The 23396-nt window shown below is 72.1% G+C and carries 25 protein-coding genes and 1 pseudogene; 9 read left to right on the top strand and 17 right to left on the bottom strand.

The genetic code is table 11. The features are described from left to right. Positions 1-7: 7 nt before the first annotated feature. The 10 genes and pseudogenes from ASD90_RS13025 to ASD90_RS13065 form a co-directional block, all read right to left on the bottom strand. A complete protein-coding gene (locus ASD90_RS13025) occupies positions 8-595 on the bottom strand; it encodes a GNAT family N-acetyltransferase (protein WP_056757037.1) in 588 nt (195 codons plus the stop codon). 65 nt (positions 596-660) lie between these two features. Continuing rightward, positions 661-1017: pseudogene (locus ASD90_RS24735) on the bottom strand (GNAT family N-acetyltransferase); the annotation flags it as partial. Between the two features lie 59 nt (positions 1018-1076). Further along, positions 1077-2999 (bottom strand): ABC transporter ATP-binding protein, encoded by a 1923-nt coding sequence (locus tag ASD90_RS13030; RefSeq protein WP_056757693.1) that lies wholly within the window; start codon positions 2997-2999, stop codon positions 1077-1079. Positions 3000-3108: 109 nt separating this feature from the next. Continuing rightward, a complete protein-coding gene (locus ASD90_RS13035) occupies positions 3109-3882 on the bottom strand; it encodes an enoyl-CoA hydratase/isomerase family protein (protein ID WP_056757040.1) in 774 nt (257 codons plus the stop codon). Positions 3883-3923: 41 nt separating this feature from the next. After that, complete coding sequence (locus tag ASD90_RS13040; RefSeq protein ID WP_056757043.1) at positions 3924-4124, bottom strand: hypothetical protein; 201 nt, start codon at positions 4122-4124, stop codon at positions 3924-3926. Between the two features lie 90 nt (positions 4125-4214). After that, a complete protein-coding gene (locus ASD90_RS13045; RefSeq protein WP_056757046.1) occupies positions 4215-4928 on the bottom strand; it encodes a hypothetical protein in 714 nt (237 codons plus the stop codon). A 45-nt stretch (positions 4929-4973) separates the two neighbouring features. Next, complete coding sequence (locus ASD90_RS13050; protein WP_056757051.1) at positions 4974-6572, bottom strand: ABC-F family ATP-binding cassette domain-containing protein; 1599 nt, start codon at positions 6570-6572, stop codon at positions 4974-4976. Between the two features lie 29 nt (positions 6573-6601). Further along, positions 6602-6922 (bottom strand): hypothetical protein, encoded by a 321-nt coding sequence (locus ASD90_RS13055; protein ID WP_056757054.1) that lies wholly within the window; start codon positions 6920-6922, stop codon positions 6602-6604. Further along, positions 6919-8034, bottom strand: a complete 1116-nt coding sequence (locus ASD90_RS13060; protein WP_056757057.1) for a MerR family transcriptional regulator — start codon at positions 8032-8034, stop codon at positions 6919-6921. The genes ASD90_RS13055 and ASD90_RS13060 overlap by 4 nt, the downstream gene beginning before the upstream one ends. Before the next feature lie 42 nt (positions 8035-8076). Continuing rightward, complete coding sequence (locus tag ASD90_RS13065) at positions 8077-9552, bottom strand: MFS transporter (protein WP_056757060.1); 1476 nt, start codon at positions 9550-9552, stop codon at positions 8077-8079. A 57-nt stretch (positions 9553-9609) separates the two neighbouring features. Between ASD90_RS13065 and ASD90_RS13070 the strand changes: the two genes are divergently transcribed. From ASD90_RS13070 to ASD90_RS13085, 4 genes are all read left to right on the top strand, one after another. Further along, the gene (locus ASD90_RS13070) at positions 9610-10125 is read left to right on the top strand and encodes a helix-turn-helix domain-containing protein (protein WP_056757061.1); all 516 of its coding nucleotides are present in this window, start codon (positions 9610-9612) and stop codon (positions 10123-10125) included. Between the two features lie 44 nt (positions 10126-10169). Further along, positions 10170-12863, top strand: coding sequence for a hypothetical protein (locus ASD90_RS13075; protein WP_056757067.1), 2694 nt, complete (start codon positions 10170-10172; stop codon positions 12861-12863). 120 nt (positions 12864-12983) lie between these two features. Further along, entirely contained in the window at positions 12984-14102 is a 1119-nt protein-coding gene (locus ASD90_RS13080; protein WP_056757070.1) for a peptidoglycan bridge formation glycyltransferase FemA/FemB family protein, read from the top strand. Positions 14103-14108: 6 nt separating this feature from the next. Further along, positions 14109-15125 (top strand): alanine racemase, encoded by a 1017-nt coding sequence (locus tag ASD90_RS13085; protein WP_056757072.1) that lies wholly within the window; start codon positions 14109-14111, stop codon positions 15123-15125. Between the two features lie 63 nt (positions 15126-15188). Here the strand turns inward: ASD90_RS13085 and map are convergent, their stop codons facing one another. Beyond that, positions 15189-15971 carry a type I methionyl aminopeptidase gene (map, locus tag ASD90_RS13090; protein ID WP_056757075.1) on the bottom strand — a complete coding sequence of 261 codons (783 nt, stop codon included), beginning with the start codon at positions 15969-15971 and terminating at the stop codon, positions 15189-15191. Positions 15972-16047: 76 nt separating this feature from the next. Here map and ASD90_RS13095 point away from each other — a divergent pair, with 76 nt between their 5' ends. Further along, a complete protein-coding gene (locus ASD90_RS13095; RefSeq protein WP_056757078.1) occupies positions 16048-16350 on the top strand; it encodes a helix-turn-helix domain-containing protein in 303 nt (100 codons plus the stop codon). Positions 16351-16390: 40 nt separating this feature from the next. Beyond that, positions 16391-16744: a VOC family protein gene (locus tag ASD90_RS13100; protein WP_056757081.1), complete on the top strand. Its 354-nt coding sequence runs from the start codon at positions 16391-16393 to the stop codon at positions 16742-16744. A 22-nt stretch (positions 16745-16766) separates the two neighbouring features. Here ASD90_RS13100 and ASD90_RS13105 read toward each other — a convergent pair whose 3' ends face one another. Beyond that, positions 16767-17528, bottom strand: a complete 762-nt coding sequence (locus ASD90_RS13105; protein WP_056757083.1) for a DinB family protein — start codon at positions 17526-17528, stop codon at positions 16767-16769. A 100-nt stretch (positions 17529-17628) separates the two neighbouring features. Between ASD90_RS13105 and ASD90_RS13110 the strand changes: the two genes are divergently transcribed. Further along, positions 17629-18336: a VOC family protein gene (locus ASD90_RS13110; protein ID WP_056757086.1), complete on the top strand. Its 708-nt coding sequence runs from the start codon at positions 17629-17631 to the stop codon at positions 18334-18336. A 13-nt stretch (positions 18337-18349) separates the two neighbouring features. Here ASD90_RS13110 and ASD90_RS13115 read toward each other — a convergent pair whose 3' ends face one another. Next, entirely contained in the window at positions 18350-18592 is a 243-nt protein-coding gene (locus ASD90_RS13115) for a hypothetical protein (RefSeq protein ID WP_162260207.1), read from the bottom strand. On the opposite strand from ASD90_RS13115, the gene ASD90_RS13120 reads away from it, so the two are divergent. Both ASD90_RS13120 and ASD90_RS13125 read left to right on the top strand, forming a co-directional pair. After that, positions 18579-19562, top strand: a complete 984-nt coding sequence (locus tag ASD90_RS13120) for a YafY family protein (RefSeq protein ID WP_056757092.1) — start codon at positions 18579-18581, stop codon at positions 19560-19562. The genes ASD90_RS13115 and ASD90_RS13120 overlap by 14 nt on opposite strands. A 127-nt stretch (positions 19563-19689) precedes the next feature. Continuing rightward, the gene (locus ASD90_RS13125; protein ID WP_056757094.1) at positions 19690-20643 is read left to right on the top strand and encodes a neutral zinc metallopeptidase; all 954 of its coding nucleotides are present in this window, start codon (positions 19690-19692) and stop codon (positions 20641-20643) included. Here the strand turns inward: ASD90_RS13125 and ASD90_RS13130 are convergent. Genes ASD90_RS13130 through ASD90_RS13145 form a run of 4 tightly spaced genes read right to left on the bottom strand, consistent with a single transcriptional unit; the run spans position 20636 to position 23391 of the window. Next, the gene (locus ASD90_RS13130) at positions 20636-21262 is read right to left on the bottom strand and encodes an acVLRF1 family peptidyl-tRNA hydrolase (protein ID WP_056757097.1); all 627 of its coding nucleotides are present in this window, start codon (positions 21260-21262) and stop codon (positions 20636-20638) included. The two genes, ASD90_RS13125 and ASD90_RS13130, sit on opposite strands and share 8 nt — an antisense overlap. A gap of 19 nt (positions 21263-21281) precedes the next feature. Beyond that, positions 21282-21608: a metal-sulfur cluster assembly factor gene (locus ASD90_RS13135; protein WP_020144129.1), complete on the bottom strand. Its 327-nt coding sequence runs from the start codon at positions 21606-21608 to the stop codon at positions 21282-21284. Next, complete coding sequence (gene sufU / locus ASD90_RS13140; protein ID WP_056757101.1) at positions 21605-22087, bottom strand: Fe-S cluster assembly sulfur transfer protein SufU; 483 nt, start codon at positions 22085-22087, stop codon at positions 21605-21607. Before sufU ends, ASD90_RS13135 begins: the two co-directional genes overlap by 4 nt. Beyond that, positions 22087-23391, bottom strand: coding sequence for a SufS family cysteine desulfurase (locus ASD90_RS13145; protein WP_056757104.1), 1305 nt, complete (start codon positions 23389-23391; stop codon positions 22087-22089). The genes sufU and ASD90_RS13145 overlap by 1 nt, the downstream gene beginning before the upstream one ends. Positions 23392-23396: the final 5 nt, after the last annotated feature.

Raw genomic sequence — 23396 nt, forward strand, 5'->3', positions numbered from 1 at the left:
CGCCCCTTCAGACGGGACCCTCGCACTCGTGGAGCACGTCGACCCGCCGGAAGCCGAACCGCTCGTTGGTGTGCTGCATCGGCACGTTGCCCTGCTCGGTGTGGGTCTGCAGCCAGCGCCGTCCCTCCACCGGTCCTCCCAGTGCGCCGAGCTGCTCGAGGTTGGCCGCCTTGAGCAGCGCGCCGAGACCACGGCCGCGGTGCTCGCGGCCGACGAGCGTGTCGTCCTGCAGCACGAAGTCCGGGTCGTGCGCCGACACGAACATCTCGGTGTAGCCGGCGCCGTCACCCGCCTCCGTCAGCGCGACGCTGCGGACCTTGGTCCAGCCCTGCTGGGCCATCTGCTCGTCCGAGAGCCGGATGCGGTCGACGTCGACGACCGACGCCGTGCGGGTCAGCTCACCCCGCGGCACGTCCTCGTTCATCTGCGTGCGCATGCGCGCCCACTCCGCGGCCAGGTCGTCCGGGCACGGCCCGGTGAACGACAGGACGCGGTAGCCGTCCGGCGCCGGCACGCCGGCGACGATCCGGTCGAGACGCGCCGGGTCGAAGGGCAGGTCGACGAGCATCCGGTCCTCGGCACTGACGCTGCCCATCCCCTGCCGCCCGGCGAAGGCTCCCCGCACCAGCTCTCGAACGCGACGCCATCGGGCACGGTCACCTCCGTCTGCAGGATGCTCCGGCCGTGCTCGCGTGCGAACGCCCGCACCTCGGTCATGAGCAACGCCCCGGCGCCGCGTCGGCGATGGCCGGGCAGCACGCCGAGAACCACCGACATCGTCTCGGTGTCGTCGACGAGGGGCAGTGACAGCTCTGCGCCGCCGACGAGGTCGTCGCCGTCGAACGCCGCGACGATCCCGTATGCCGTCCGGCCGGCCGGACGCGCGAGATACGTCCGGGTCGCCTCCCACGACTCCCACCACGCGGGCTCTCGGTCGGCGAGGTGGGCCTCCCGGACGGCGTCGTACCAGTCGCGGAGGGCGGGGTCGTCGGTGCCGAGCTCTCGGGTCGTGAGCATCGGCTCATCCGACCCGATGTGGCGCGAGGGGGCAAGCCGGTTTTCAGCGCGCCGGACCGTCAGACGTGGTCGAGGGCGTCGCTCTCGAGCACACCGACCTCACGGCCGGACCGTCCCGGTCGCTCGACGGTCTGGTCGTCGAACTGCGTCGCGTGGAGGTCGGCATAGAGCCCGCCGGCCGCCAGGAGCTCGGAGTGCCGGCCGGTCTGGACGACGCGGCCGTGGTCGAGCACGACGATGAGGTCGGCCTGGCGGATCGTGGAGAGCCGGTGCGCGATGACGATCGACGTGCGGCCCTCGAGCGCTGCGTCGAGGGCGCGCTGCACGGCGACCTCGGACTCGGAGTCGAGGTGAGCCGTCGCCTCGTCGAGCACGACGACGTCGGGGGCCTTGAGGAGCAGCCTCGCGATGGCGAGACGCTGCTTCTCACCGCCGCTCAGGCGGTGCCCGCGGTCGCCGACGACGGTGTCGAGGCCCTCGGGCAGCTCGGCGACGAGGTCGCTGATCTGGGCGGCCCGGAGCGCCGCATGGATCTCGGCGTCGGTCGCGTCCGGCCGGGCGTACAGGAGGTTGGCGCGGATCGTGTCGTGGAAGAGGTGCGCCTCCTGCGTGACGACACCGACGCGGTCGCGCAGCGACGTCATCGTGACGTCCCGCAGGTCGAGGCCACCGATGCGCACGACGCCCTCGCTGGGGTCGTAGAGCCGCGAGACGAGCGAGGTCAGGGTCGTCTTGCCGGCGCCCGAGGGGCCGACGAGGGCGACGAGGTGCCCGGCGGGGGCGCCGACCGTGACGTCGTGGAGCACGACACCGCTCCCGCGGCGGTCTCCGGACGCGACGGACTCGAGCGACGCGAGCGACACCTCGTCGGCGGACGGGTAGCGGAACGCCACGTGCTCGAGCTCGACGCCCAGCGGCCCGTCGGGCAGGTCGACGGCACCAGCGCGCTCCTTGACGAGCGGCTCGAGGTCGAGCACCTCGAAGACGCGCTCGAAGGAGATGAGCGCCGTCATGATGTCGACCCGGACGTTGGACAGCGACGTGAGCGGGCCGTAGAGGCGGGCGAGAAGCGCGGCGAGGGCCAGGAGCGTGCCGACGGAGAGCGTGCCGTTGACGGCCATGACGCCTCCGAAGCCGTAGATCATCGCCGTCGCGAGCGCCGCGACGAGGGTGAGGGCGGCCATGAAGATCGTGCGGTTGAGCGCGATCTGGATGCCGATGTCGCGGACCCGGCCGGCGCGCTCGGCGTACTCGGCCTCCTCACGCGCGGGCTTGCCGAAGAGCTTGACGAGCAGGGCGCCGGCGACGTTGAAGCGCTCGGTCATCCGCGTGCCCATGTCGGCGTTGAGCGTCATCTGGCGATGTGCGAGGCTCGCGAGCCGCTTGCCCATGAGCTTGGCCGGGATGAGGAAGAGCGGGACGAGCAGCAGCGAGCCCAGCGTCAGCTGCCACGACAGGGCGAGCATCGCCGCGATGACGAGCACGACCGACACGATGTTGGACACGACGTTGGACAGCACGGACGTGAACGCCTGCTGCGCGCCGACGACGTCGTTGTTGAGCCGGGAGACCAGTGAGCCCGTCTGCGCGCGGGTGAAGAAGGCGATCGGCTGGCGCAGCACGTGTGCGAAGACCTGGGTGCGGAGGTCGTTGATCAGACCCTCGCCGATGCGGGAGGAGTACCACCGCGAGATGACCGTCAGCACGGCGTCGGCGATGGCGATCACCGCGACGACGAGCGAGAGCCGGACGACGACGGACGAGTCCTTGGGGATGACTCCGTCGTCGACGAGACTCTTGATCAGGAGCGGCACCGTGACGACGAGCACCGAGTCGACGACGACGACCCCGAGGAACGCGATGATCGCCCTGCGATACGGCGTCGCATACGTCAGGACGCGGCGACGGGTGCCCGGCGAGAGGCTCCGGTCGGCCACCGACGAGTCGCGCGACATCGATCGCATCGCCATCCACGGCTGCATGCCCACGGCACAGACCTCCTTCAGTCCCTTGATCCAACCCCGCGGGACCGACAGCGATTCCCCCGGCCCCGGACGGACCCCCGGGGCGGCCGGGGCCGGGGGCGCCGGCTCAGGCGCCGAAGCCGCCGAGCATGGCCTGGAGCAGCCCGGTCTGGGCCTCGCGCTCACGGGCGAGCTGGCTCTCCCGGTCGCCGTCCATCGCGCCGCGGAGCAGCGGCTTGAGCGCCCGCAGGGCAGGTGCCGGCGCCGCCAGCAGCGCCTCCACGAGGGAGCCGGTCGCCTCGTCGAGGTCGGCGGCGGGCGCGAGCGAGCCGACGAGGCCGATGCTGTGCGCCTCGGGCGCCGAGACCTTGCGGCCCGTCGCGCAGATCTCGAGGGCGCGGGCATAGCCGACGAGGTGGACGAGCGGCCCGGTGCCGCCGAGGTCGGGCACGAGCCCGAGGCTCGTCTCGCGCATGGCGAACCACGCGTCGAGCGCCGCGACCCGCAGGTCGGCGGCGAGCGCGAGCTGGAAGCCGGCGCCGATGGCGTAGCCGTGCACGTGGGCGACGACGACGGCCGGGCACTCGGCCCAGGCGGTGAAGCCCTCCTGGTACGCCGCGATCCCGCGCTGGACGGCCTCGGGTCCGCCGACGGCGAGCTGGGCCACGCTCTCCTCGCCGGGCACGCCCTCGGGCGTGAACATGGCCGTGTCGATGCCGGCGGAGAAGGCGTCACCGGCGCCGCGGAGGACGACGACGCGTACGTCCTCGGGCACCGACCGCGCCTCGTCGGCGAGCGCGGCCCAGAGGGAGGGCGTCTGCGCGTTGCGCTTCTCCGGATGGTCGAGCGTGAGGGTGCGGACGGGCCCGTCGGTCTCGACCCTGAGGTGCGGATGCGTCATGGACGCAGGCTACCCGCGGGTCACCGGGTCGGGACCCGGGCTCAGGCCGCCGCGGTGCGCACGGCCGGGGTCGGCAGGACGACCCGCAGGATGCCCCAGCCCGTGACGGACGCCGGCTGGACCAGCTCGACCCGGAAGACGCGCGCACAGTCCAGGCACGACCACGCAGCGGTGGGGTCGGGGAACGGCGTCACGTCATCGCCCGAGCAGAACGGGCAGGTGAGGTGGTGGTCGGTGGGCATGACACACAGTGTCCCGAGCGACCCACCCAGATACAATAACCGTCCATTATGTGAGCCCAACTGTTTGCTTATGTATGCCGTCCTGTGCCGTCACTGCCCCAAGGCGCCGACCGCTCGCGCCACGACGAGCAGCGACGTGAGCAGGGCGGCCGTCGCCTCGAGGCCCATGAGCGCCTTGGCCCGACCCGACAGGGGCATCGTGTCGGTGGGGCTGAAGGCGCTCGAGTTGGTGAGCGAGACGTACAGGTAGTCGATGAACTCCGGTCGCCAGTTGCTCCGCTCGCTCGACGTCGCGGCCACCTCGGTGATCGCGTCCTGGTTCTCGTCCTGGGAGAAGCGCCAGTCGGCGGGCGCCAGGCGGTCGCGGACCACCGTGTGGCGCGCGACGGGACCACCGCGGTCGATCTCCCAGAAGAGCAGGCCGAAGCCGATGACGTTGGTCAGCCACACCTGCATGCCGGCGAGCAGCAACGGCATCCCGCCGGGCTCGGACGAGGTGAGGGTCCGCACGAGCATCCCGAGGGCGACGAGGTTGGTCGCGATCACCACGCACGCCAGCGCGATGGACGCGCCGCGCGACCACCGCGTCTGACGGACCATCCGTCTCGGGTTGGTGGCGAGCAGCGCGCCCAGCAGCACCATCTCGACGACCGGGATGGCCAGTCGGGGCCCGACGAGCAGGCTCTCGGGGAGCACGGCATACGCCAGCGCCGCCACGACGACCGCGAGCGCCGGCCACAGCCGGTTCTCGCCGGCGCTCGACCGCGGCTCACGACGCCGTCGCCGCCACGCGCTCGATGTCATGGCGCCAACGTAGCCAGTGGGGCGCCGTCATGGGCGCCGACGGGCTCAGGCCAGTGAGATGAGGTCGAGGTAGTCCGGTCCCCAGAGGTCCTCGACGCCGTCGGGCAGCAGCAGGATGCGCTCGGGCTCGAGCGCCTCGACGGCACCCTCGTCGTGGGTGACGAGCACGACCGCACCTTCGAAGGTCGACAGGGCCCCGAGGATCTCGGCGCGCGAGGCCGGGTCGAGGTTGTTCGTGGGCTCGTCGAGGAGCAGCACGTTGGCCGCCGAGACGACGAGAAGGGCGAGGGAGAGTCGCGTCTTCTCCCCACCCGAGAGCACGCCGGCGGGCTTGTGCACGTCGTCGCCCGAGAAGAGGAAGGAGCCGAGCACCTTGCGGACCTCGGTCTCGCCGAGCTCGGGCGCGGCCGACTTCATGTTCTCGAGGACCGTGCGACCGACGTCGAGGTTCTCGTGCTCCTGGGCGTAGTAGCCGAGGCGCAGCCCGTGACCGGGCTCGACCTCGCCGGTGTCGGGGGTGTCGACGCCGGCGAGCATCCGCAGCAGGGTCGTCTTGCCGGCACCGTTGAGGCCGAGCACGACGACCTTGCTGCCCCGGTCGATGGCGAGGTCGACGTCGGTGAAGACCTCGAGCGAGCCGTACGAGCGGGAGAGCCCGGACGCGCGCAGGGGCGTCTTGCCGCAGGCGGCCGGCTTGGGGAACCGCAGCTTGGCCACCTTGTCCTGGACGCGTTCGCCCTCGACGCCGGCGAGAAGGCGCTCGGCGCGCTTGGCCATGTTCTGGGCAGCTGTCGCCTTGGTGGCCTTGGCGCGCATCTTGTCGGCCTGCGCCATGAGCGCGCCGGCCTTCTTCGTCGCGTTGGCGAGCTCGCGCTTGCGGCGCTTCTCGTCCGTCTCGCGTGCCTGGAGGTAGGTCTTCCAGCTGACGTTGTAGACGTCGAGGGCCGAGCGGTTCGCGTCGAGGTGGTAGACCTTGTTGACGACGGCATCGAGCATCTCGGCGTCGTGGCTGATGATGATGAGCCCGCCCTTGTAGGCGCGGAGATACTCCCTCAGCCAGATGATCGAGTCGGCGTCGAGGTGGTTGGTCGGCTCGTCGAGGAGCAGGGTCTCGTTGCCGGAGAAGAGGATCCGCGACAGCTCGACGCGGCGACGCTGTCCACCCGAGAGGGTTCCGAGCGGTTGGCCGAGGATGCGCTCCTCGAGGTTGAGGGCGCTGGCGATGGACGCAGCCTCCGACTCGGCGGCATACCCGCCCTGGGCCTCGAACTCCACCTCGAGCCGGGTGTAGGCGCGCATCGCCTTGTCGCGGACCAGCTCGTCGTCACTGCCCATCCGGGCCTCGGCCTCGGATCGCTGGCGCACGATGGCGTCCAACCCGCGGGCGGAGAGGATGCGGTCGCGGGCGAGCATCTCGAGGTCGCCGGTGCGGGGGTCCTGAGGCAGGTAGCCGACGGCGCCCGTGCGGGTCACCGTGCCCGCGGCCGGCTGGCCCTCCCCGGCGAGCACCTTGGTCAGGGTCGTCTTGCCGGCACCGTTGCGTCCGACGAGGCCGATGCGGTCGCCCGCGTCGATCCTGAAGCTGGCGTCCTCGACGAGCAGGCGCGCCCCAGCGCGCAGCTCGATCCCGGTGGCGACGATCACGGCATTCCTCCTATCGGTGCCGCACTACGTCAGCGGCCGGACAACCCCTCCAGTCTAGGAGCCGCGAGGGGGTGCTCTCGACGCGATATCCGCGCGGCGGCCTCATGGCAGGCCGCGCACCCGCACGTCCGGGAGGCGTGCATGGTGCCGACGTTGCGCTGCGTGCCCGGCTCCCAGAGAGGCTCGGGAATGCCGCCGGGCGAGCTCGCCGTCGGCAGCAGCGTCGGCAGGCGGTCGGGGTCGCTCGTCCCGGCGCGGCAGCACCGGCACGGTGTGTAGCCCGGGTTGCCGCCCTCGTGCCACGCCTGCTGGTGCGCGCACCCGAGGCACAGGTGCACGAGGACGCTCACCGACGCAGACCCTCGGGTGCGACGGGCATGAGGACGGAGAATCCCGCGCCGTCGCCCCGGATGGCGAGTGGACGACGCGGGCCGTCGAGCTCGAGCGTCGGGCGGGGGCCTGCGACCGAGAGCGCCTCATGGAGGAACTCGGGATCGACGACGACGTCGGCGGGGCCATCGGCGGCCCCACCGTCCGTCACGGCCAGGCGGACCGAGCCGTCACGGACGACGAGACCGACCGACTCCTGCTCGACCGGCAGGGTCTCCTGCAGGCCCCGCGCGTCGACGACACCCGGACCCGCCTCGGTGACCACGATGCTCCGGTAGTCCGGAAACGAGCCCGGGAGCGCCGCCGTCGCGGCCAGCTCACCGTCGATGACGGCGCCCACCTGCCCCGGTCGCACCTCGAGCACCACCTCGGAGTCCGGATCGACGACAGCGCACGCCTCGGCGACCTGATCGGCCCATGTCGCCGGGACCACCGCGCCCACCGGGCCGTCCGGCACCGCCACGGGTGGCCCGACGACGAGAGCCCATCCGACGGCGAGGCGGTAGCGGTCGGTGGCGACGCACCGCACCTCGGCGCCGCACACCTCGAGCAGGACGCCGGTCAGCACACGCAGGTCCACCCCGTCGGGGGCGCCGGCGACCGGCTCCCCCGGCGCGACGGCGAACCGGACCGAGGCCAGGGCCGCGGCGAGGTCGGTGGCGCGAACCGCGACCCGGCAGACCTCCGCCCCCGTGATGTCGCGCTCGGCCAGGAGGGCCAGGGTGCGCACGATCTCGCGCCGGGCGTCCGCCAGCCCGTCGACGAGCCGCTGCTCGTGCGCCCGGACCACGTCAGCGGCCGCTCCGACCGCACCCTGTGCGTCCTCGTCGAGGACGAGCCCCACCTCGGCCAGCGGCATGCCGACGCGACGCAACGACGCGAGCAGACGTGCCGCGCGGACCTGCACCACGGCATACCGCCGATAGCCCGTCAGGGCGTCGACGTCGGCGGGGACGAGCACACCCTCACGGTCGTAGAAGCGCAGGGCGCTCGCCGTGAGGCCGCTCTCTCGAGCCACCTCGCCGATCGTCAGCAGGCGCGCGGGGTCGTCGATCGGGGTCGGGACGGGCATGCCCGCAAGACTGACCCCTCGACCGGGTCGAAGGTCAAGCGGTCAGTGGACCGGGTCGGCGACGGCGTCCGCGGGCCGTCGTCGTTCCGTCACCGTCGTGGCCCACACGACGACCGCCCCGACGAGGGAGAGACCGGCGGTCACCCAGGCGGCGACGTTCCAACCGGCCACGAGCCCGGAGGCCCCGGAGCCGGGGACCGCGTGCGCCGCGACGACCACAGCGACGAGCGTGACGCCGACGGACGAACCGAGGTAGCGGGCCGTGTTGTTCGCGCCGCTGCCCATCCCGCCCCGACCCGGCGGCACGCTGGCGACGGCCTCACGCCCGAGGGCGGCGTTGAGGACGCCGCTGCCGACCCCGGCGACGACGAGGCCGGGCAGGAACCGGGCCCACGACGACCCGGGCGTGATGCCGGACAGCGCCAGCTGGCCTGCTGCGACGACGACGAGCCCACCGGCCAGCTGCGCCCTGCCCGACCACCCGGCCGGAAGCCGCCGCGCCACCAGGGCGAACACGACGCTCGTCCCGGACCACGAGAGGAAGAGGACGGCAGAGGTCGTCGGGGGCAGACCGAGAGCCAGGGCGAGGAAGCCGGGGAGGAACGAGAGCAGGCCGATGGCGCCCGCACCGGTCGCGAGCGCAGCAGCACTCGCGGCGACGAACCGACCGTCACGGAAGAGGGACGGGTCGACCATCGGGAAGGACGTGCGCCGCTCGGTGACGACGAACGCGGCAGCCGAGACCGCGCCCACACCGAGCAGGACGAGGACCTCCGGCCGACCCCACCCGCTGCGGCCCTCCACGAGCGCTGCGAGGAAGCCCGTGGTCGCCACGGCGAGCAGCGTCGCGCCGAGCGCGTCGAGCGGTCGACGTTCGTGCGACCGGGTCTCGTCCAGCCGACGCCGAGCGACGGCGGCCAGCACGAGCGCCGCCACCGCGAGGACGACGTAGGTGTCGCGCCACGACGCCCAGCGCTCGAACGCGCTCGCGACGATCGGGCCGAGGGCGATGCCACCTCCGACGCTCGCCCCCCACACCCCGCTCGCGGCCGCCCGGGCCGGACCGGGCTCGAACCAGTGGGCGACGAGGCCGAGGCTCGCCGCGATGACCGCCGCAGCGCCGATGCCCTGCCCGACCCGGGCGAGGACGAACACGAGCGTGCCTCCGGCGAGGGCGGCGACGAGGCTCGACGCGGCGAGGACGACCAGGCCGCCCACGAGGACGCGACGGCGACCGCGGTCGTCGGCCAGGGTCCCTGCCGTCAGCAGTGCCGCCCCGAGCCCGATGCCCATCGAGCTGAGGATCCACGTGCGCCCGGCGACGTCCGACCCGAGCGCCGCGGTGACCGAGCCGACCGTGGCCAGAGGCGCCGTGAAGGCGACGAGGGCCAGGACCGTGCCCACCGCGGCCACGGTGAGCGCCCGGCGGGCCTGCTCGCCGGCTCGGGGCGTGATGGCGTGGGGCGCGGTCGCCCCGCGCGTCGTTATCCGGGGTGCAGCCTGCCGGGTGCGGGTCATGACGTCCTCCGTGGTCTCGGTTGGTCTGGTGAACAGACCAGGGCGTACATTCATTCCATGGCACTCGGGACGGACTACAGCGGGCAGGACTGCTCGCTCGCCAAGGCCCTCGAGGTCGTCGGCGAGCGATGGTCGCTGCTGCTCGTGCGCGACGCCTTCCTCGGCGTGACGCGGTTCAGCGACTTCCGGCGCCGCCTCGACATCTCGAAGGCGGTCCTGACCCAACGGCTCGGATCGCTCGTCGAGGCCGGCGTCCTCGAGCGCCGGACGCACGGCGGCCACGACGCCTACGTCCTCACCCCCACCGGCGAGGCGCTCTGGCCCGCTGTCCACGCGCTCATGCGCTGGGGGGACGCCACGACCTCCGCTCGGGGGCCACGGCGGCTCTTCCGCCACGTGCCCTGCGACGCTGACCTCGACGTGACCGGGCGCTGCCCCGTGTGCGGGGCGACACCAACCGCGGCCCAGCTCGAGACCCGGCCCGGACCGGGAGCCGGCACGGACCCGCCCGCCAACCCACTGTCCGCGAGGCTCCGGGAGCCCCACCGCCTGCTCACGCCGCTGCGCGACTGAGGGGCGTAACGCGGGAGACACATCGATGCAGCACGATGTCCCCCATGAACAGCCCCCTGCCCCCGGGTGAACCGCTCAGTGCGGAGCACGCGCGGCTCATCGACTCCCCCGGCCACGACGCCCCGTGGCGCCTCTGGGGTCCCTACCTCTCCGGACGGCAGTGGGGCACGGTCCGTGAGGACTACTCGGCCGAGGGCAACGCGTGGTCGGAGTTCCCCTTCGACCAGGCGATCTCACGCGCCTACCGCTGGGGCGAGGACGGCCTCGGCGGCATCAGCGACCGCTTCGGCTTCCTCAACTTCTCCGTGGCGCTCTGGAACGGCAAGGACCCGATCCTCAAGGAGCGGCTCTTCGGGCTGACGAACGAGGAGGGCAACCACGGCGAGGACGCCAAGGAGTACTGGTGGGCCCTCGACGGCACGCCGACCCACTCGTGGATGCAGTGGCTCTACCGCTACCCGCAGGCCGAGTTCCCCTACGAGCAGCTGCGTCGCGAGAACCGCGAGCGCACCCGCGACGAGAGGGAGTTCGAGCTCGGCGACACCGGGATCCTCGACGACCACGAGTTCTTCGACGTCACCATGACGTACGCCAAGGCCGGGCCGGACGACATGTGCATCCGGATCACGGCGACCAACCACGGCCCGGCGGCCGCGCCGCTCCACGTGCTGCCCACGATCTGGCTGCGCAACACGTGGTCGTGGGGCGTCGACGACCGCGTCACCGAGCTGCGCGAGATCCGCCGCAACGGCCGACCGCCCCGGGGCTACCGCGCCGCCGAGGTGACCCACGGCTTCCTCGGCCGCTACGTCCTGGCGGCGTCCGGCTCCCCCACGACGCTCTTCTGCGACAACGAGACGAACGCCAGGCACGTCTTCGGCGACCGCGCGCTCGCCAACCAGTCGCTCTACCCGAAGGACTCGATCAACGAGCGCGTCGTCCACGGGCACACCAAGGCGGTCAACCCCGGCGGCTACGGCAGCAAGTGCTCCTTCTGGTACCGCTTCGACTCCGTCGGCCCGGGCGAGAGCGTCGCCGTCGACCTGCGCCTGGCGCCCGGCGACCCCGACCTCGAGTGGTTCGGCGAACCGTTCGAGGAGGTGCTCGGCGCCCGGGCGACCGAGGCCGACGAGTTCTACGGCCACGCCATCGACGCCTCCCTCGACGAGGCCGACCGGCACGTCGCGCGGCGGGCGTACGCCGGTCTCCTCTGGGGCAAACAGCTCTACCGCTACGACGTGCGCCAGTGGATGAACGGCGACCCCGTCGGCCCGACCGTGGCCGAGTCGCGGAAGAAGGGCCGCAACGAGCACTGGAAGCACCTCGCGCTCGCCGACGTCATCTCGATGCCCGACGAGTGGGAGTACCCGTGGTTCGCCGCGTGGGACCTCGCCTTCCACACGATCCCGCTCGCCCACGTCGACCCGGAGTTCGCCAAGGAGCAGCTGCTCCTCATGTGCCGCGAGTGGGCCATGCACCCCAACGGCCAGCTGCCGGCCTACGAGTGGGAGTTCGGCGACGTCAACCCGCCCGTCCACGCGTGGGCGGCGTGGCACGTCTACCGCATCGACGGCTACCGCGACCGCGAGTTCCTCGTGCGGGTCTTCACCAAGCTGCTGCTCAACTTCGCATGGTGGGTCAACCGCAAGGACGCCAACGGCTCCAACCTCTTCGAGGGCGGCTTCCTCGGGATGGACAACATCGGCCTGTTCAACCGCTCCGCTCCCCTGCCGCCCGGCTTCCGCCTCGAGCAGTCCGACGCGACGAGCTGGATGGCCTTCTACTGCCAGCAGATGCTCAAGATCGCCCTCGAGCTCGCCCGCACCGACAAGGCCTGGGACGACGTCGCGACGAAGTTCCTCGAGCACTTCCTGTCGATCGCCCAGGCGATGCGCCACTTCGGGTCGAGCGACAAGTCGCTGTGGCACGAGGAGGACGGCTTCTACTACGACGTCCTCGTCCAGCCCGACGGCCGCGCGCCGCACATGAGGGTGCGCTCGATGGTGGGCCTGCTGCCGATCCTCGGCGCGACGGAGATCCCGTCGTGGGTCGTCGACGAGTGCCCCGACGTGACGAGCCGCTTCCAGTGGCTCCAGGAGCGCCGACCCGAGCTCGTCAAGCCGATGCTCGCCCGCGACGACGGCAAGATGCTCCTGACGCTCGTGCCGCCGAAGCGGCTGCGCCGCATCCTCGAGCGGATGTTCGACTCGGAGGAGTTCTTGTCCCCCTACGGGATCCGGTCGCTGTCGGCCGCGACGCGCCAGGCCGTGACGGCAACGCTCGGCAACGAGACCGTCTCGATCGAGTACGAGCCCGGGGAGTCGCGCACCGGCATGTTCGGCGGCAACTCCAACTGGCGCGGGCCGGTGTGGTTCCCCACGAACGTGCTCCTCGCCGACAAGCTGCGCACCTACGGCCGCTACTTCGGTGACGACTTCCGCATCGAGATCCCGACGGGCTCGGGCGACTGGCGCACCCTCGACCAGGCTGCGGACGTCATCGACGGGGGCCTGACGGCCCTCTTCCGCCCCGTGGACGGCCGGCGCCCCTCGGACGGCAAGCGCATCGAGTCCTCGCCCGACCCGCTGTGGTCGGCGCACCCGACCTTCTCGGAGTACTTCGACGGCGACACCGGCGAGGGGCTCGGCGCGACGCACCAGACCGGGTGGACGGCGCTCGTCGCCCATCTGCTCAACCCTCGGCTGCCCCCCGACCCGCGCACCATGGGCTGGGCCTGAGCGACACGGCATACGCCCTCGGGATGTGAGGCGGCGCCCAGGGCGTCGGCCGGTGGCGTATGCCGTCCGGCGGGCGAGGCGTGTCGGGTGACCCGTCGCGCTCGGGTAGCGTGAGCCAGCGTGAACGCGCCCATCTCCGTTCGTGACATCACCGCAGCCGAGCACCTCGCCTGGCTGCGGTCCCAGCCCTCGGCGAGCTTCCTCCAGACGCCGGCCTGGGCCGACGTGAAGAAGGAGTGGCGCACCGAGTCGGTGGGCTGGTTCGAGGGCCAGGAGATGGTCGGGGCCGCGCTCGTGCTGCACCGTTCGCTGCCGCGTCTCAAGCGTTCGCTGGCCTACGTGCCGGAGGGACCCTGCATCGACTGGGCGTCCCCACGGCTCGTCGAGCTGCTCCGAGCGTTGCGCGACCACCTCAAGGCCAAGGGTGCCTTCGCGCTGCGGCTCGGGCCGCCCGTCGCGACGCACCGCTGGCGCACGGCGACGATCAAGGCGGCCATCGGTGACCCGACGGTCCGCCGCTACGACGACGCGACGCCCGACGTCGTGGAGCCGGTGGGCACGGCCGTCGTGGCCGAGCTGCGGCGACTGGGCTTCCGCCACCTCAGTCCCGACGACGGCTTCGCCGCCGGCCAGCCGGAGTACGTCTTCCAGGTGCCCCTCGCGGGACGCACCGAGGCCGACGTGCTGGCGGGCATGAACCAGCTGTGGCGCCGCAACATCAAGAAGACCGCGAAGAACGGGGTGGAGGTCCGCGTCGGTGACGAGTCCGACCTGCCGGCCTTCCACCGCACCTACGTCGAGACCGCAGAGCGCGACCGCTTCACGCCGCGCGGCCTCGCCTACTTCGAGACCATGTATGCCGCCCTGTCGGCCGAGGATCCCCAGCGGATCCGCGTCTACCTCGCCGAGCACGAGGGCGACGTGCTGGCGGCGACGATCTTCATCCGGGTCGGCGCGCACGCGTGGTACTCCTACGGTGCATCGACGTCGGCCAAGCGCGAGCTCCAGGGCTCCACGGCGATCCAGTGGCGGATGATGCAGGACTCGATCGCCGCCGGGGCGAGCGTCTACGACCTGCGCGGCATCACCAACACCGTCGACGAGGCCAACCCGCACATCGGGCTCATCCGCTTCAAGGTCGGCACGGGCGGCGAGGCCGTGCGCCTCGCCGGCGAGTGGGACCTGCCGCTGAACCGCTTGCTCTACAAGGCTTTCGACCTCTACATGAAGCGGCGGTGAGCGCTCGTGTCCTTCGTCCTGCACGTCGACGGTGAGCGCTGGCGCGCCGCCCACGACCGCTTCGTCGCCGAGTACCCCGCCGTCGTCCCCGTCGTCAAGGGCAACGGCTACGGCTTCGGCCGCGACCTGCTCTGCGCGGAGGCGGGCCGCCTGGGGGTGCCGATGGTCGCGATCGGCGCCTACGCCGAGCTGCCTTCTGCCCTGGCCGCGTTCGGCGGCGACGTGCTCGTCATGGAGCCGTACCGCGCCGCCGTCCACGCCGACCTGCCCGACCTGGCGAACCGGCGCGTCGTGCACACCGTCACGACCGAGTCCGACCTGGCGAGCCTGCGGGGGGAGCTCGCCGAGACGCGGGTCGTCGTCGAGGGACTCACGTCGATGAACCGCTACGGCACGCCGGTGGCCGACGTGGCCGAGCTGGCCGGACTCGCCGACGCGGTCGGCGTCACCCTGCACCTCCCGCTCGGCACGGGCCACGTCGAGGAGATCTCGCGCTTCATCGCCGCCGTCCCGGGAGTCCGCACGTGGTACGTGTCGCACGTGTCGGGCGCCGAGCTGTCCGCTCTCGCAACACGATTCCCGGAGCACGAGTTCCGACCCCGCATCGGCACGGACCTGTGGTACGCCGACAAGGGATCGTACGAGGTGCGGGCTCACGTGCTCGACGTGCGACCCGTCACCAAGGGCACGCGGGTCGGCTACCGGCAGCGCGCGGTCGCCGCGGGCCACCTCGTCGTCGTCAGCGGCGGCACCTCGCACGGCGTCGCGATGGAGAGCCCGTCGTCCGCCGCCACGGCGCGGTCGCGCGCCATCGCCGTCACCGAGGGCGTGCTCGAGGCAGCGCACCGGGTGCGTTCGCCCTTCACGGTGTCCGGTGTCATGCCCCGTTTCGCCGAGCCGCCGCACATGCAGTGCAGCCTCCTCGTGCTGCCGGCCGGGGCCACTCCCCCGCGCATCGGCGACGAGGTCACGGTCAGGATGCGCCTGACGACGACGACCCCGGACGCGGTCGTCGTCTCCTGACGCACCGTGTGTCGGCGGCCGACGTCGGTCGACGCGGTCCGGGCCACCCGAGCGGCTCCGACCTCAGCACGTCGGCTGCGTGGGCCGGGTGAGGATCTCGGCACCGTCGCCCGTGATGGCGATCGTGTGCTCGCTGTGGGCCGTCCGGCTGCCCGTCGCGCTGCGCAGCGTCCAGCCGTCGGCATCGGTCACCAGCTCGGCCGTGTCGGCCATGACCCACGGCTCCAGGGCCAGGAGGAGGCCCGGGCGCAGCGTGTAGCCCCGGCCCGGGCGCCCGGTGTTCGCGACGTGAGGGTCCTGGTGCATCGTCGACCCGACGCCATGACCTCCGAACTGGGTGTTGATCGGGAAGCCCGCCTCGGAGAGCACCGAGCCGATGGCGTACGAGACGTCACCGACACGGGCGCCCGGACCCGCCGCGGCGACGCCGGCGGCCAGGGCGCGCTCGGTCACGGCGATCATCGCGAGGCTCTCGGAGGGCTGCGTCTCACCCACCACGAAGCTGACCGCGGAGTCGGCGACGACCCCGCCCAGGGAGACCGCGAGGTCGAGCGACAACAGGTCGCCGTCGTCCAGCGCGCGGTCGTGGGGCAGCCCGTGGAGCACGGCGTCGTTGACCGACGTGCAGATGTGGTGGCCGAACGGCCCTCGCCCGAAGGACGGCGCGTAGTCGACGTAGCAGGACGTCGCCCCCGCCTCGACGATCATCGACCGTGCCCAACGGTCGATGTCCAGGAGGTTGGTGCCCACTGCGGTGCGGCTCCTCAGGGACTGCAGGATGTCAGCGACGAGGGCGCCGGTCTCCCGCGCCCGAGGCAGCTCGGACGGGCTCAGGATCTCGATCATGCGGCGCCTCTCTCGTGACACTCTCGTGCGACCAATAACTATCCCGGCCATGCTATCCCGGTCTAGGATCGGGTTCATGGTCAGGTTGCCGCTCACACCCGCGGAGGTCGAGCGCGGACAGCGCCTCGGCGCCCTCCTGCGTCGCGCCCGAGGCGAGCGCTCGATGCTCGAGACCGCCCTCGACGCACGGATCTCGCCCGAGACCCTGCGCAAGATCGAGTCGGGCCGCGTGGCCACCCCGTCGTTCCCGACGATCGCCGCCGTCGCAGTGGTCCTCGGGCTCTCGCTCGACGTGGTGTGGGCCGAGATCAGCCCGCCCGAGAGCCGTCGCGAACGACAAGGCTCCGGTCGCGACCCACGCGCGCAGATGGCCTCGTAGGGGCCACGGTCGTCGAGCTGCTCCCTGCCATGATGTCGGCATGGAACGAGTCCTGGGTGTCGGCGGCTACTTCCTGAGAGCCGCAGACCCGGCAGCCCTGGCTGCGTGGTACCGCGAATGCCTCGGGCTGGACGTCGACCAGCACGGGTTGTGGAGCCAGGAGGCCGGACCGACCGTGTTCGCCACGTTCGAGGCAGACACCGACTACTTCGGCGCTCGCACCCAGCAGACGATGGTCAACTTCCGCGTCCGGGACCTCGACGCGATGCTCGCGCAGCTGCGGGCCGCCGGAGCAGCCGCCGACACGGAGACGCAGGACCTGGATGGTGTCGGCCGGTTCGGCTGGGTCACCGACCCGGAGGGCAACCGGATCGAGCTCTGGCAGCCCAGCTGACCCCGCGCCACAGCCCGACGGCTCAGACGTCCGACCCGCCGGCCTCGATCGCGTCGAGGTCGCGCACGGCGTAACGGTGGTGCTCCCACTCCTCGTCGAGGATCGTGTGCAGGCACGAGAGCACCGTCTCGGGGTACGCCGGGTCGTGCGGGTTCGGTCGGGCCGACGCGAGCAGCTCGGGTGTGACTGCGGCGATGACGTCGCGCACCATCGCGACCCTCGCTGCCCGCACCCGGAGGACCTCCGCGTAGGACGGCGCGTCCGTCGCAAGGACCGACACGTCGAAGTCGTCGTCCACGGTGCCGGCGTCGATCAGGCCATAGGGGTGGTAGGGCTGGGCGGTCCCCAGAATCGCCTTGCCCAGCCACGTGTCCGTGGCCAGCACGAGGTGCCGCAGGGTCTGGGCGAACGACCACTCCCCGGCGACCGACACGTCCACCGTGCCGGCGGGCATGGCGTCGACGCGGGCGAGCGTGGACTCCCAGGCGCCCTCCAGCCGGGCCCAGGCCGTCGCCAGTCCCTCCGGATCGGTGGCACGCCGCTCGGCACGACCGGGGAAGCGCCGGTTCAGCTCCGCGTCGACGAGCGGGACCACGTCGACACCGTTGACGCGCAGGAAGGTCTCGCCGTCGAAGAGCCACGGCGCATCGATCTCCACGTCCTCCGCCTGCACACCGCGCATCACGACGCCGGAGACGTCGGCGCCGACGAACCGGGCGCCGCGCAGGTCGGTGTCGACGAACTCTGCTCCCTGCAGGTCGTCGGACGGGCCGAAGGTTGCCATGACGTCTCCTCGTCGCACGCCGCCGGGTAGCCAGACTACCGAGCGCCTCGCGCCCCCTACCAGACGTCGAACGTCCGGGTTGCCGGTTAGCGTGCCTCGCATGGACATGCTGACGACGACGCAGATCACCGAGGCCGGACTGGCCGACTGGCGGAAGCTGGGGCAGGGACTGCATGCCAGGTACCTCGTCGACGGGTTCGTCGCCGGCGCGGCGTTCGTCTCCGCGGTCGGCGAGGCGGGGGACACCGTCGGCCACCATCCGCGCGTGACGATCGGCACGACATACGTCGACCTGGTGCTGCTCAGCGACGACGCCGTCCACCGCGACGACGAGGGCACGGAGCACGTCGTCGACTGGGTGACCCAGAAGGACGTCGACCTCGCGCGGCGCATCACCGGGATCGCGGGCGAGCACGGCCTCGAGGCCGACCCGGCAGCGGTCACCGGGATCGAGCTCGCGCTCGACACGGCGCGCGCCGCCACGATCGCGCCGTTCTGGGCAGCCCTGCTGACCGGCGGCACGGATGCCATGGGTCGCGGGAGCATCGGCGACGACGTCCGCGATGCCACCGCACGGGTGCCCATCCTCTGGTTCCAGGGGACGGACGAGCACGAGACGCCGCGGCAGCGCTTCCACCTCGACGTCTGGGTCGCACCCGAGGTGGCCGACCAGCGGATCGCGGCCGCCGTCGCCGCCGGTGGCGTCGTCGTCGACGACAGCCAGGCGCCATCGTTCACGGTGCTCGCGGACCAGGACGGCAACAGGGCGTGCGTGTGCACGTCTCTCCCGTCTGCCGAGAACCCCTGACGCGCAACCGAGCTCAGGGCGCCTCGGCAGGGTCGTCCGCGCCGGCGCGCCCGAGGCGGAACTGGTCGGCGGCCAGCAGCAGCCACGTCACCGAGGCGATCGTGAGCCACGGGTGCGCCGATGCGGCCCACCACGCGAGGCCCGACGCAGCCACCGCCCCGAAGCCGGCATCCGGGAAGCGCCTGCCGTCGCCGCTGAGCGGTACGGTCTTTCCGGACGGTCGGCGTCCGGGAGGTGACCACATGCGGTACGACACGAGTCCCACGGCACGAGCCCTGCTCGCGCTCGAGGCCATCCAGGACAGCCCGGGCATCACGGCTCAGCGGCTCGGCGACCACCTCGGCGTCACCGAGCGCGCCGCGCGCCGCTACGTCGCCATCCTCCGCGAGGCTGACCTGCCGATCGAGTCGGTCACCGGGCCGCACGGCGGCTACAGGGTCGGCCGGGGCCTGCGACTCCCACCCCTGATGTTCACGGCCGCCGAGGCCCTCGGCCTCGTCATGGCCGTGCTCGAGGGCCACCGCGGCGCGGCCGATCCCACCGAGCTCGTCGGGGCCGCCCTCTCCAAGATCCTGCGCGTGCTCCCCCAGCAGGTCGCCGAGCCGGTCCGGGCCGTACGCCGGGTGGCCGGCCCACCGCCCGACCCGCGCCTGCGCGTCGACCCTGCCCTGACGGCCAAGCTCGTCGAGGCCTGCACGTCGTCGCACCGGGTCCGCATCGACTACCGCCTCGAGGACGGCAGGGAGCGACCGATGGAGATCGACCCGTGGGCGGTCGTCCTGCGTCACGACCGGTGGTACCTCCTCGGCTGGTCGCAGACGAGCGAGGCCCAGCGCGCCCTGCGGATCGACCGCGTCCTGTCGGTCTTCACCACCTCGCAGCGGTTCGCGCCACCCGAGGACCTCGACGCCCTCCGCACCCTCGAGGAACACCTGTCCCAGGGGTGGCGCCACGAGGTCGACGTGCTGCTGCGGGCCGACCTCGACGAGGCCTCACGCTGGATCCCCCGAAGCCTGGGACGCCTCGAGGTGGTCGAGGGCGGCATCCGGCTCCGGGCCACGACCGACGAGCCGGAGTGGTACGCCCGCCAGCTGGCCGTCACGCCGCTCACCTTCGAGGTGGTCGGGTCACCCGCGCTCGTGCAGGCCACCGAGGACCTCGCCGCGCGCCTCGTCAAGTCCGCGGGCAGCTCCGACACCACCGGTGGCCGCGGCGCCCATCGCTGACCCGGCTCGAGCGGGTACGACACCGTCACGGCAGCCGACGGAGCAGCCGTCGTCCACAGGTCCCCGCGCACTAGGGTGATCTCGACCGGACCGGGGAGCCCCCGGTCCCGAGCCCGAGGAGCGGCACATGAGCTTCAACGACAACGCCCAGCTCGACACCTCCCAGGTGCAGAGCGGCGGCAGCGGGGGCGGCGGAGGCGGAGGCGGCTTCCCCGGCGGCATCCAGGTCGGTGGAGGCATCGGTGGCCTCATCCTCCTCGTGCTCATGCTCATCTTCGGCGGCACCAAGATCCTCGGTGGCGGCGACTCCGGCAGCACGACCGGAGGACTGCCCTCACAGCAGCTCCAGTCCGACCAGGTCGCGGCCGCGGGCCAGGTCGACCAGGGCGAGTTCTCCCAGTGCAAGACCGGAGCCGACGCCAACAAGAACGACGTCTGCCTCATCATCGCGACGGTCAACAGCGTCCAGGACTACTGGGGCAAGACGCTGCCCAAGTACCAGATGAACTACGAGCCGGTGAAGACCGTCATCTACCAGGGCCAGACCCCGTCGGGTTGCGGTACCGCCAACTCGCAGGTGGGTCCCTTCTACTGCCCCCTCGACTCCAAGGTCTACGTCGACGCCAGCTTCTTCGAGGAGCTCCAGAGCAAGTTCGGCGCCGACGGCGGCCAGCTCGCCAAGGAGTACGTCATCGCGCACGAGTACGGCCACCACGTCCAGAACCAGCTCGGCATCCTGGACCGGGCGCAGCAGGACCCCCAGGGTCCCAACTCCGGCGCCGTCCGCATCGAGCTCATGGCCGACTGCCTCGCCGGCACGTGGGTCAAGCACGCGACCGAGACGACCGACGCCAACGGCACCCCGCTGCTCAAGCCCGTCACGGAGCAGGACATCACGTCAGCGCTCTCGGCCGCGTCCGCCGTCGGTGACGACCGCATCCAGAAGAAGATGCAGGGACGCGTCACCCCCGAGAACTGGACCCACGGCTCGTCCGAAGCGCGCCAGAAGTGGTTCCTGCAGGGCTACCAGACCGGCGACCTCAACCAGTGCAACACCTTCGGGGTCGACACCGTCAGCTGACGCCGCCCGCAGGCGTCTCCGTGAGCTCGATGCGCACGGAGCGCCCTCGACGCAGCGCGGCCTCGAGCACGTCGCGCTTCGGGTCGGGCAGATCGTAGAGCTCGCGCATCGGGAGGCCTGCGAGGGCCCTCAGGGCCCGGGCCTCGAGCGCCTCGCGCACCAGCGTGCGGTCTCCCCCGACGACGAGGCCTCGGGGTATGCCGTCCGCTCCCGTCGCGGGTGACTCGTCGTCCCCGAGGAGGACCCGTCGCGCGTGACCCACGACGGCGTCGACGAGCTCGTCGGCCTGCTTGCCCCGACGGCGGGCGAAGCGCTGTTGCGACCAGCCGCCCGCCGCGGTGCGCGACTGGACGTGGCGGGACCCCACCTTCGAGGCCGTGAAGGCGCCGGCGGAGGCCAGCCCCACGGCATACCCTCCTCGCCTGACGAGGATGACGCCGAGGGGCTCGTGGGCGAACGGCGTTGCCACGAGGGAGGATCCGTCGGCAGCCCGGGCGGACACGACGACGCCGCCGGGAGTGGACTCCTCGGCGGCGTCGTAGGTGCCGTGTCGCTCGGCGAAGCCCGCCATCCATCGGTCGAACCGAGCGGGGTCGACCTCGATGACGCGCGTCGTCACGAGCGCGGGTGCTGCAGGCTCAGAGGTTGAAGCCGAGGGCGCGCAGCTGCTCGCGGCCGTCCTCGGTGATCTTGTCGGGACCCCACGGCGGCATCCACACCCAGTTGATGCGGTGCGTCGTGACGAGACCCTCGAGCGCCTGCGCGGTCTGGTCCTCGATGACGTCGGTGAGGGGGCACGCAGCCGACGTCAGCGTCATGTCGATGACGGCGTGCGACTGCGCGTCGACGGTGATGCCGTAGACGAGGCCGAGGTCGACGACGTTGATGCCGAGCTCGGGGTCGACGACGTCGCGCATGGCCTCCTCGACGTCAGCCACGTTGGGCGGGGTGGTGGTCTGGGTCATGACGAAACTCCTTGGGGGGAGGCGGAACTCGTGGAAGTGATGTCGACGCCGGCTCGAGCCAGCGCGTCGGTGAAAGCGGTCCAGCCGAGCAGGGCGCACTTGACGCGCGCGGGGTACTTCGAGACGCCGGCGAAGGCCACGCCGTCGCCGATGACCGTCTCGTCGCCGGCCACCTGGCCACGGGAGGTCAGCATGGCGCGCATCGCCTCGAAGGTCTCGAGGGCCTCGACGACCGGGTGGCCGATGACCTCCTCGGCGAGCACGGACGAGCTCGCGACGGAGATCGAGCAGCCCTGCGCCTCGTAGGACACGTCGGTCACGACGGCGTCGGCGCCCGTGCCGGAGACGTCGACCCGCAGGGTCACCTCGTCGCCGCACGTCGGGTTGATGTGGTGCACCTCGGCGTCGAAGGGCTCGCGCAGACCCGCGTGGTGCGGGCGCTTCGAGTGCTCGAGGATGAGCTCCTGGTAGAGGTCCATCAGCTCGCCTCCCTCTCCGTGTGAAGGCCGAAGACCACCGGCACGCGGTCGAGCGCCGCGAGCAGCGCCTCGACCTCGGCGACGGTGTTGTGGACGGCGAACGACGCACGGGTCGTGGCGGTGGCGCCGAGCACCCGGTGCAGCGGCCACGCGCAGTGGTGGCCCACGCGGACGGCCACCCCGGCGTCGTCGAGCACCTGCCCGACGTCGTGCGCGTGCACGCCGTCCACGACGAACGCGACGGCGCCGCCGCGCGGCGTGCCGAGCGGCGGACCGACGACACGCACCCACGGGCGCTCGGCGAGGCCCCGCTGCAGCAGGTCGACGAGGGCGGCCTCGTGCGCATGGATGCGCTCGATGCCGAGGGCCTCGACCCACCGGACCGCGGCGGCCAGCGCCACGGCCTGCGCCGCGTTGGGCACGCCCGCCTCGAACTTCTGCGGCGCGGGTGCGTAGGTCGAGCGCTCCATCGTCACGAGCTCGATCATCGAGCCGCCCGTCAGGAACGGCGGCATGACCTCGAGGAGCTCGCCGCGGCCCCAGAGGACGCCGACGCCCATCGGGCCGTACATCTTGTGGCCGCTGAAGGCGACGAAGTCGGCGCCCAGGGTGGCGACGTCGACCGCGAGGTGTGGCACCGACTGGCACGCGTCGACGACGACGAGCGCGCCGACCGCGTGCGCGCGCTCGGCGAGCTCGGCGACGGGGTTGACCGTGCCGAGCACGTTGGAGACGTGGGTGAAGGCGAACACCTTGGTGCGCTCGGTGAGCAGGTCGTCGAGACCGGTCAGGTCGAGGGCGCCGTCAGCGGCGACCGGCACCCAGCGCAGGGTCGCGCCGGTGCGACGCGCGAGCTCCTGCCACGGCACGAGGTTGGCGTGGTGCTCCATCTCGGTCACGAGGATCTCGTCACCGGGGCGGAGCACGAAGCGCTCGTCCTTGGGGTCGTCGGTCGGGGCCGCGTTGGAGAAGGCGTACGCGACGAGGTTGATGGCCTCGGTGGCGTTCTTGGTGAAGACGACCTCGTCGGCGGGCGCGCCGATGAACGACGCGACGGTCGCCCGTGCCGCCTCGAAGTCGTCGGTGGCCTCCTCCGCGAGCTGGTGCGCCCCGCGGTGGACCGCAGCGTTGTGCTGCTCGTAGAACGCGCGCTCGGCGTCGAGGACCTGCGTCGGCTTGTGCGACGTCGCCCCGGAGTCGAGGTAGACGAGCGGCCTGCCGTCGCGCACCGTGCGCGTCAGGATCGGGAAGTCGCCGCGGATCGCGGCGAGCTCCCCGTCCGTGAAGGGCAGGACGTCGGTCATTCGGC

Source organism: Terrabacter sp. Root181, assembly GCF_001428505.1.
Lineage (GTDB): Bacteria > Actinomycetota > Actinomycetes > Actinomycetales > Dermatophilaceae > Terrabacter.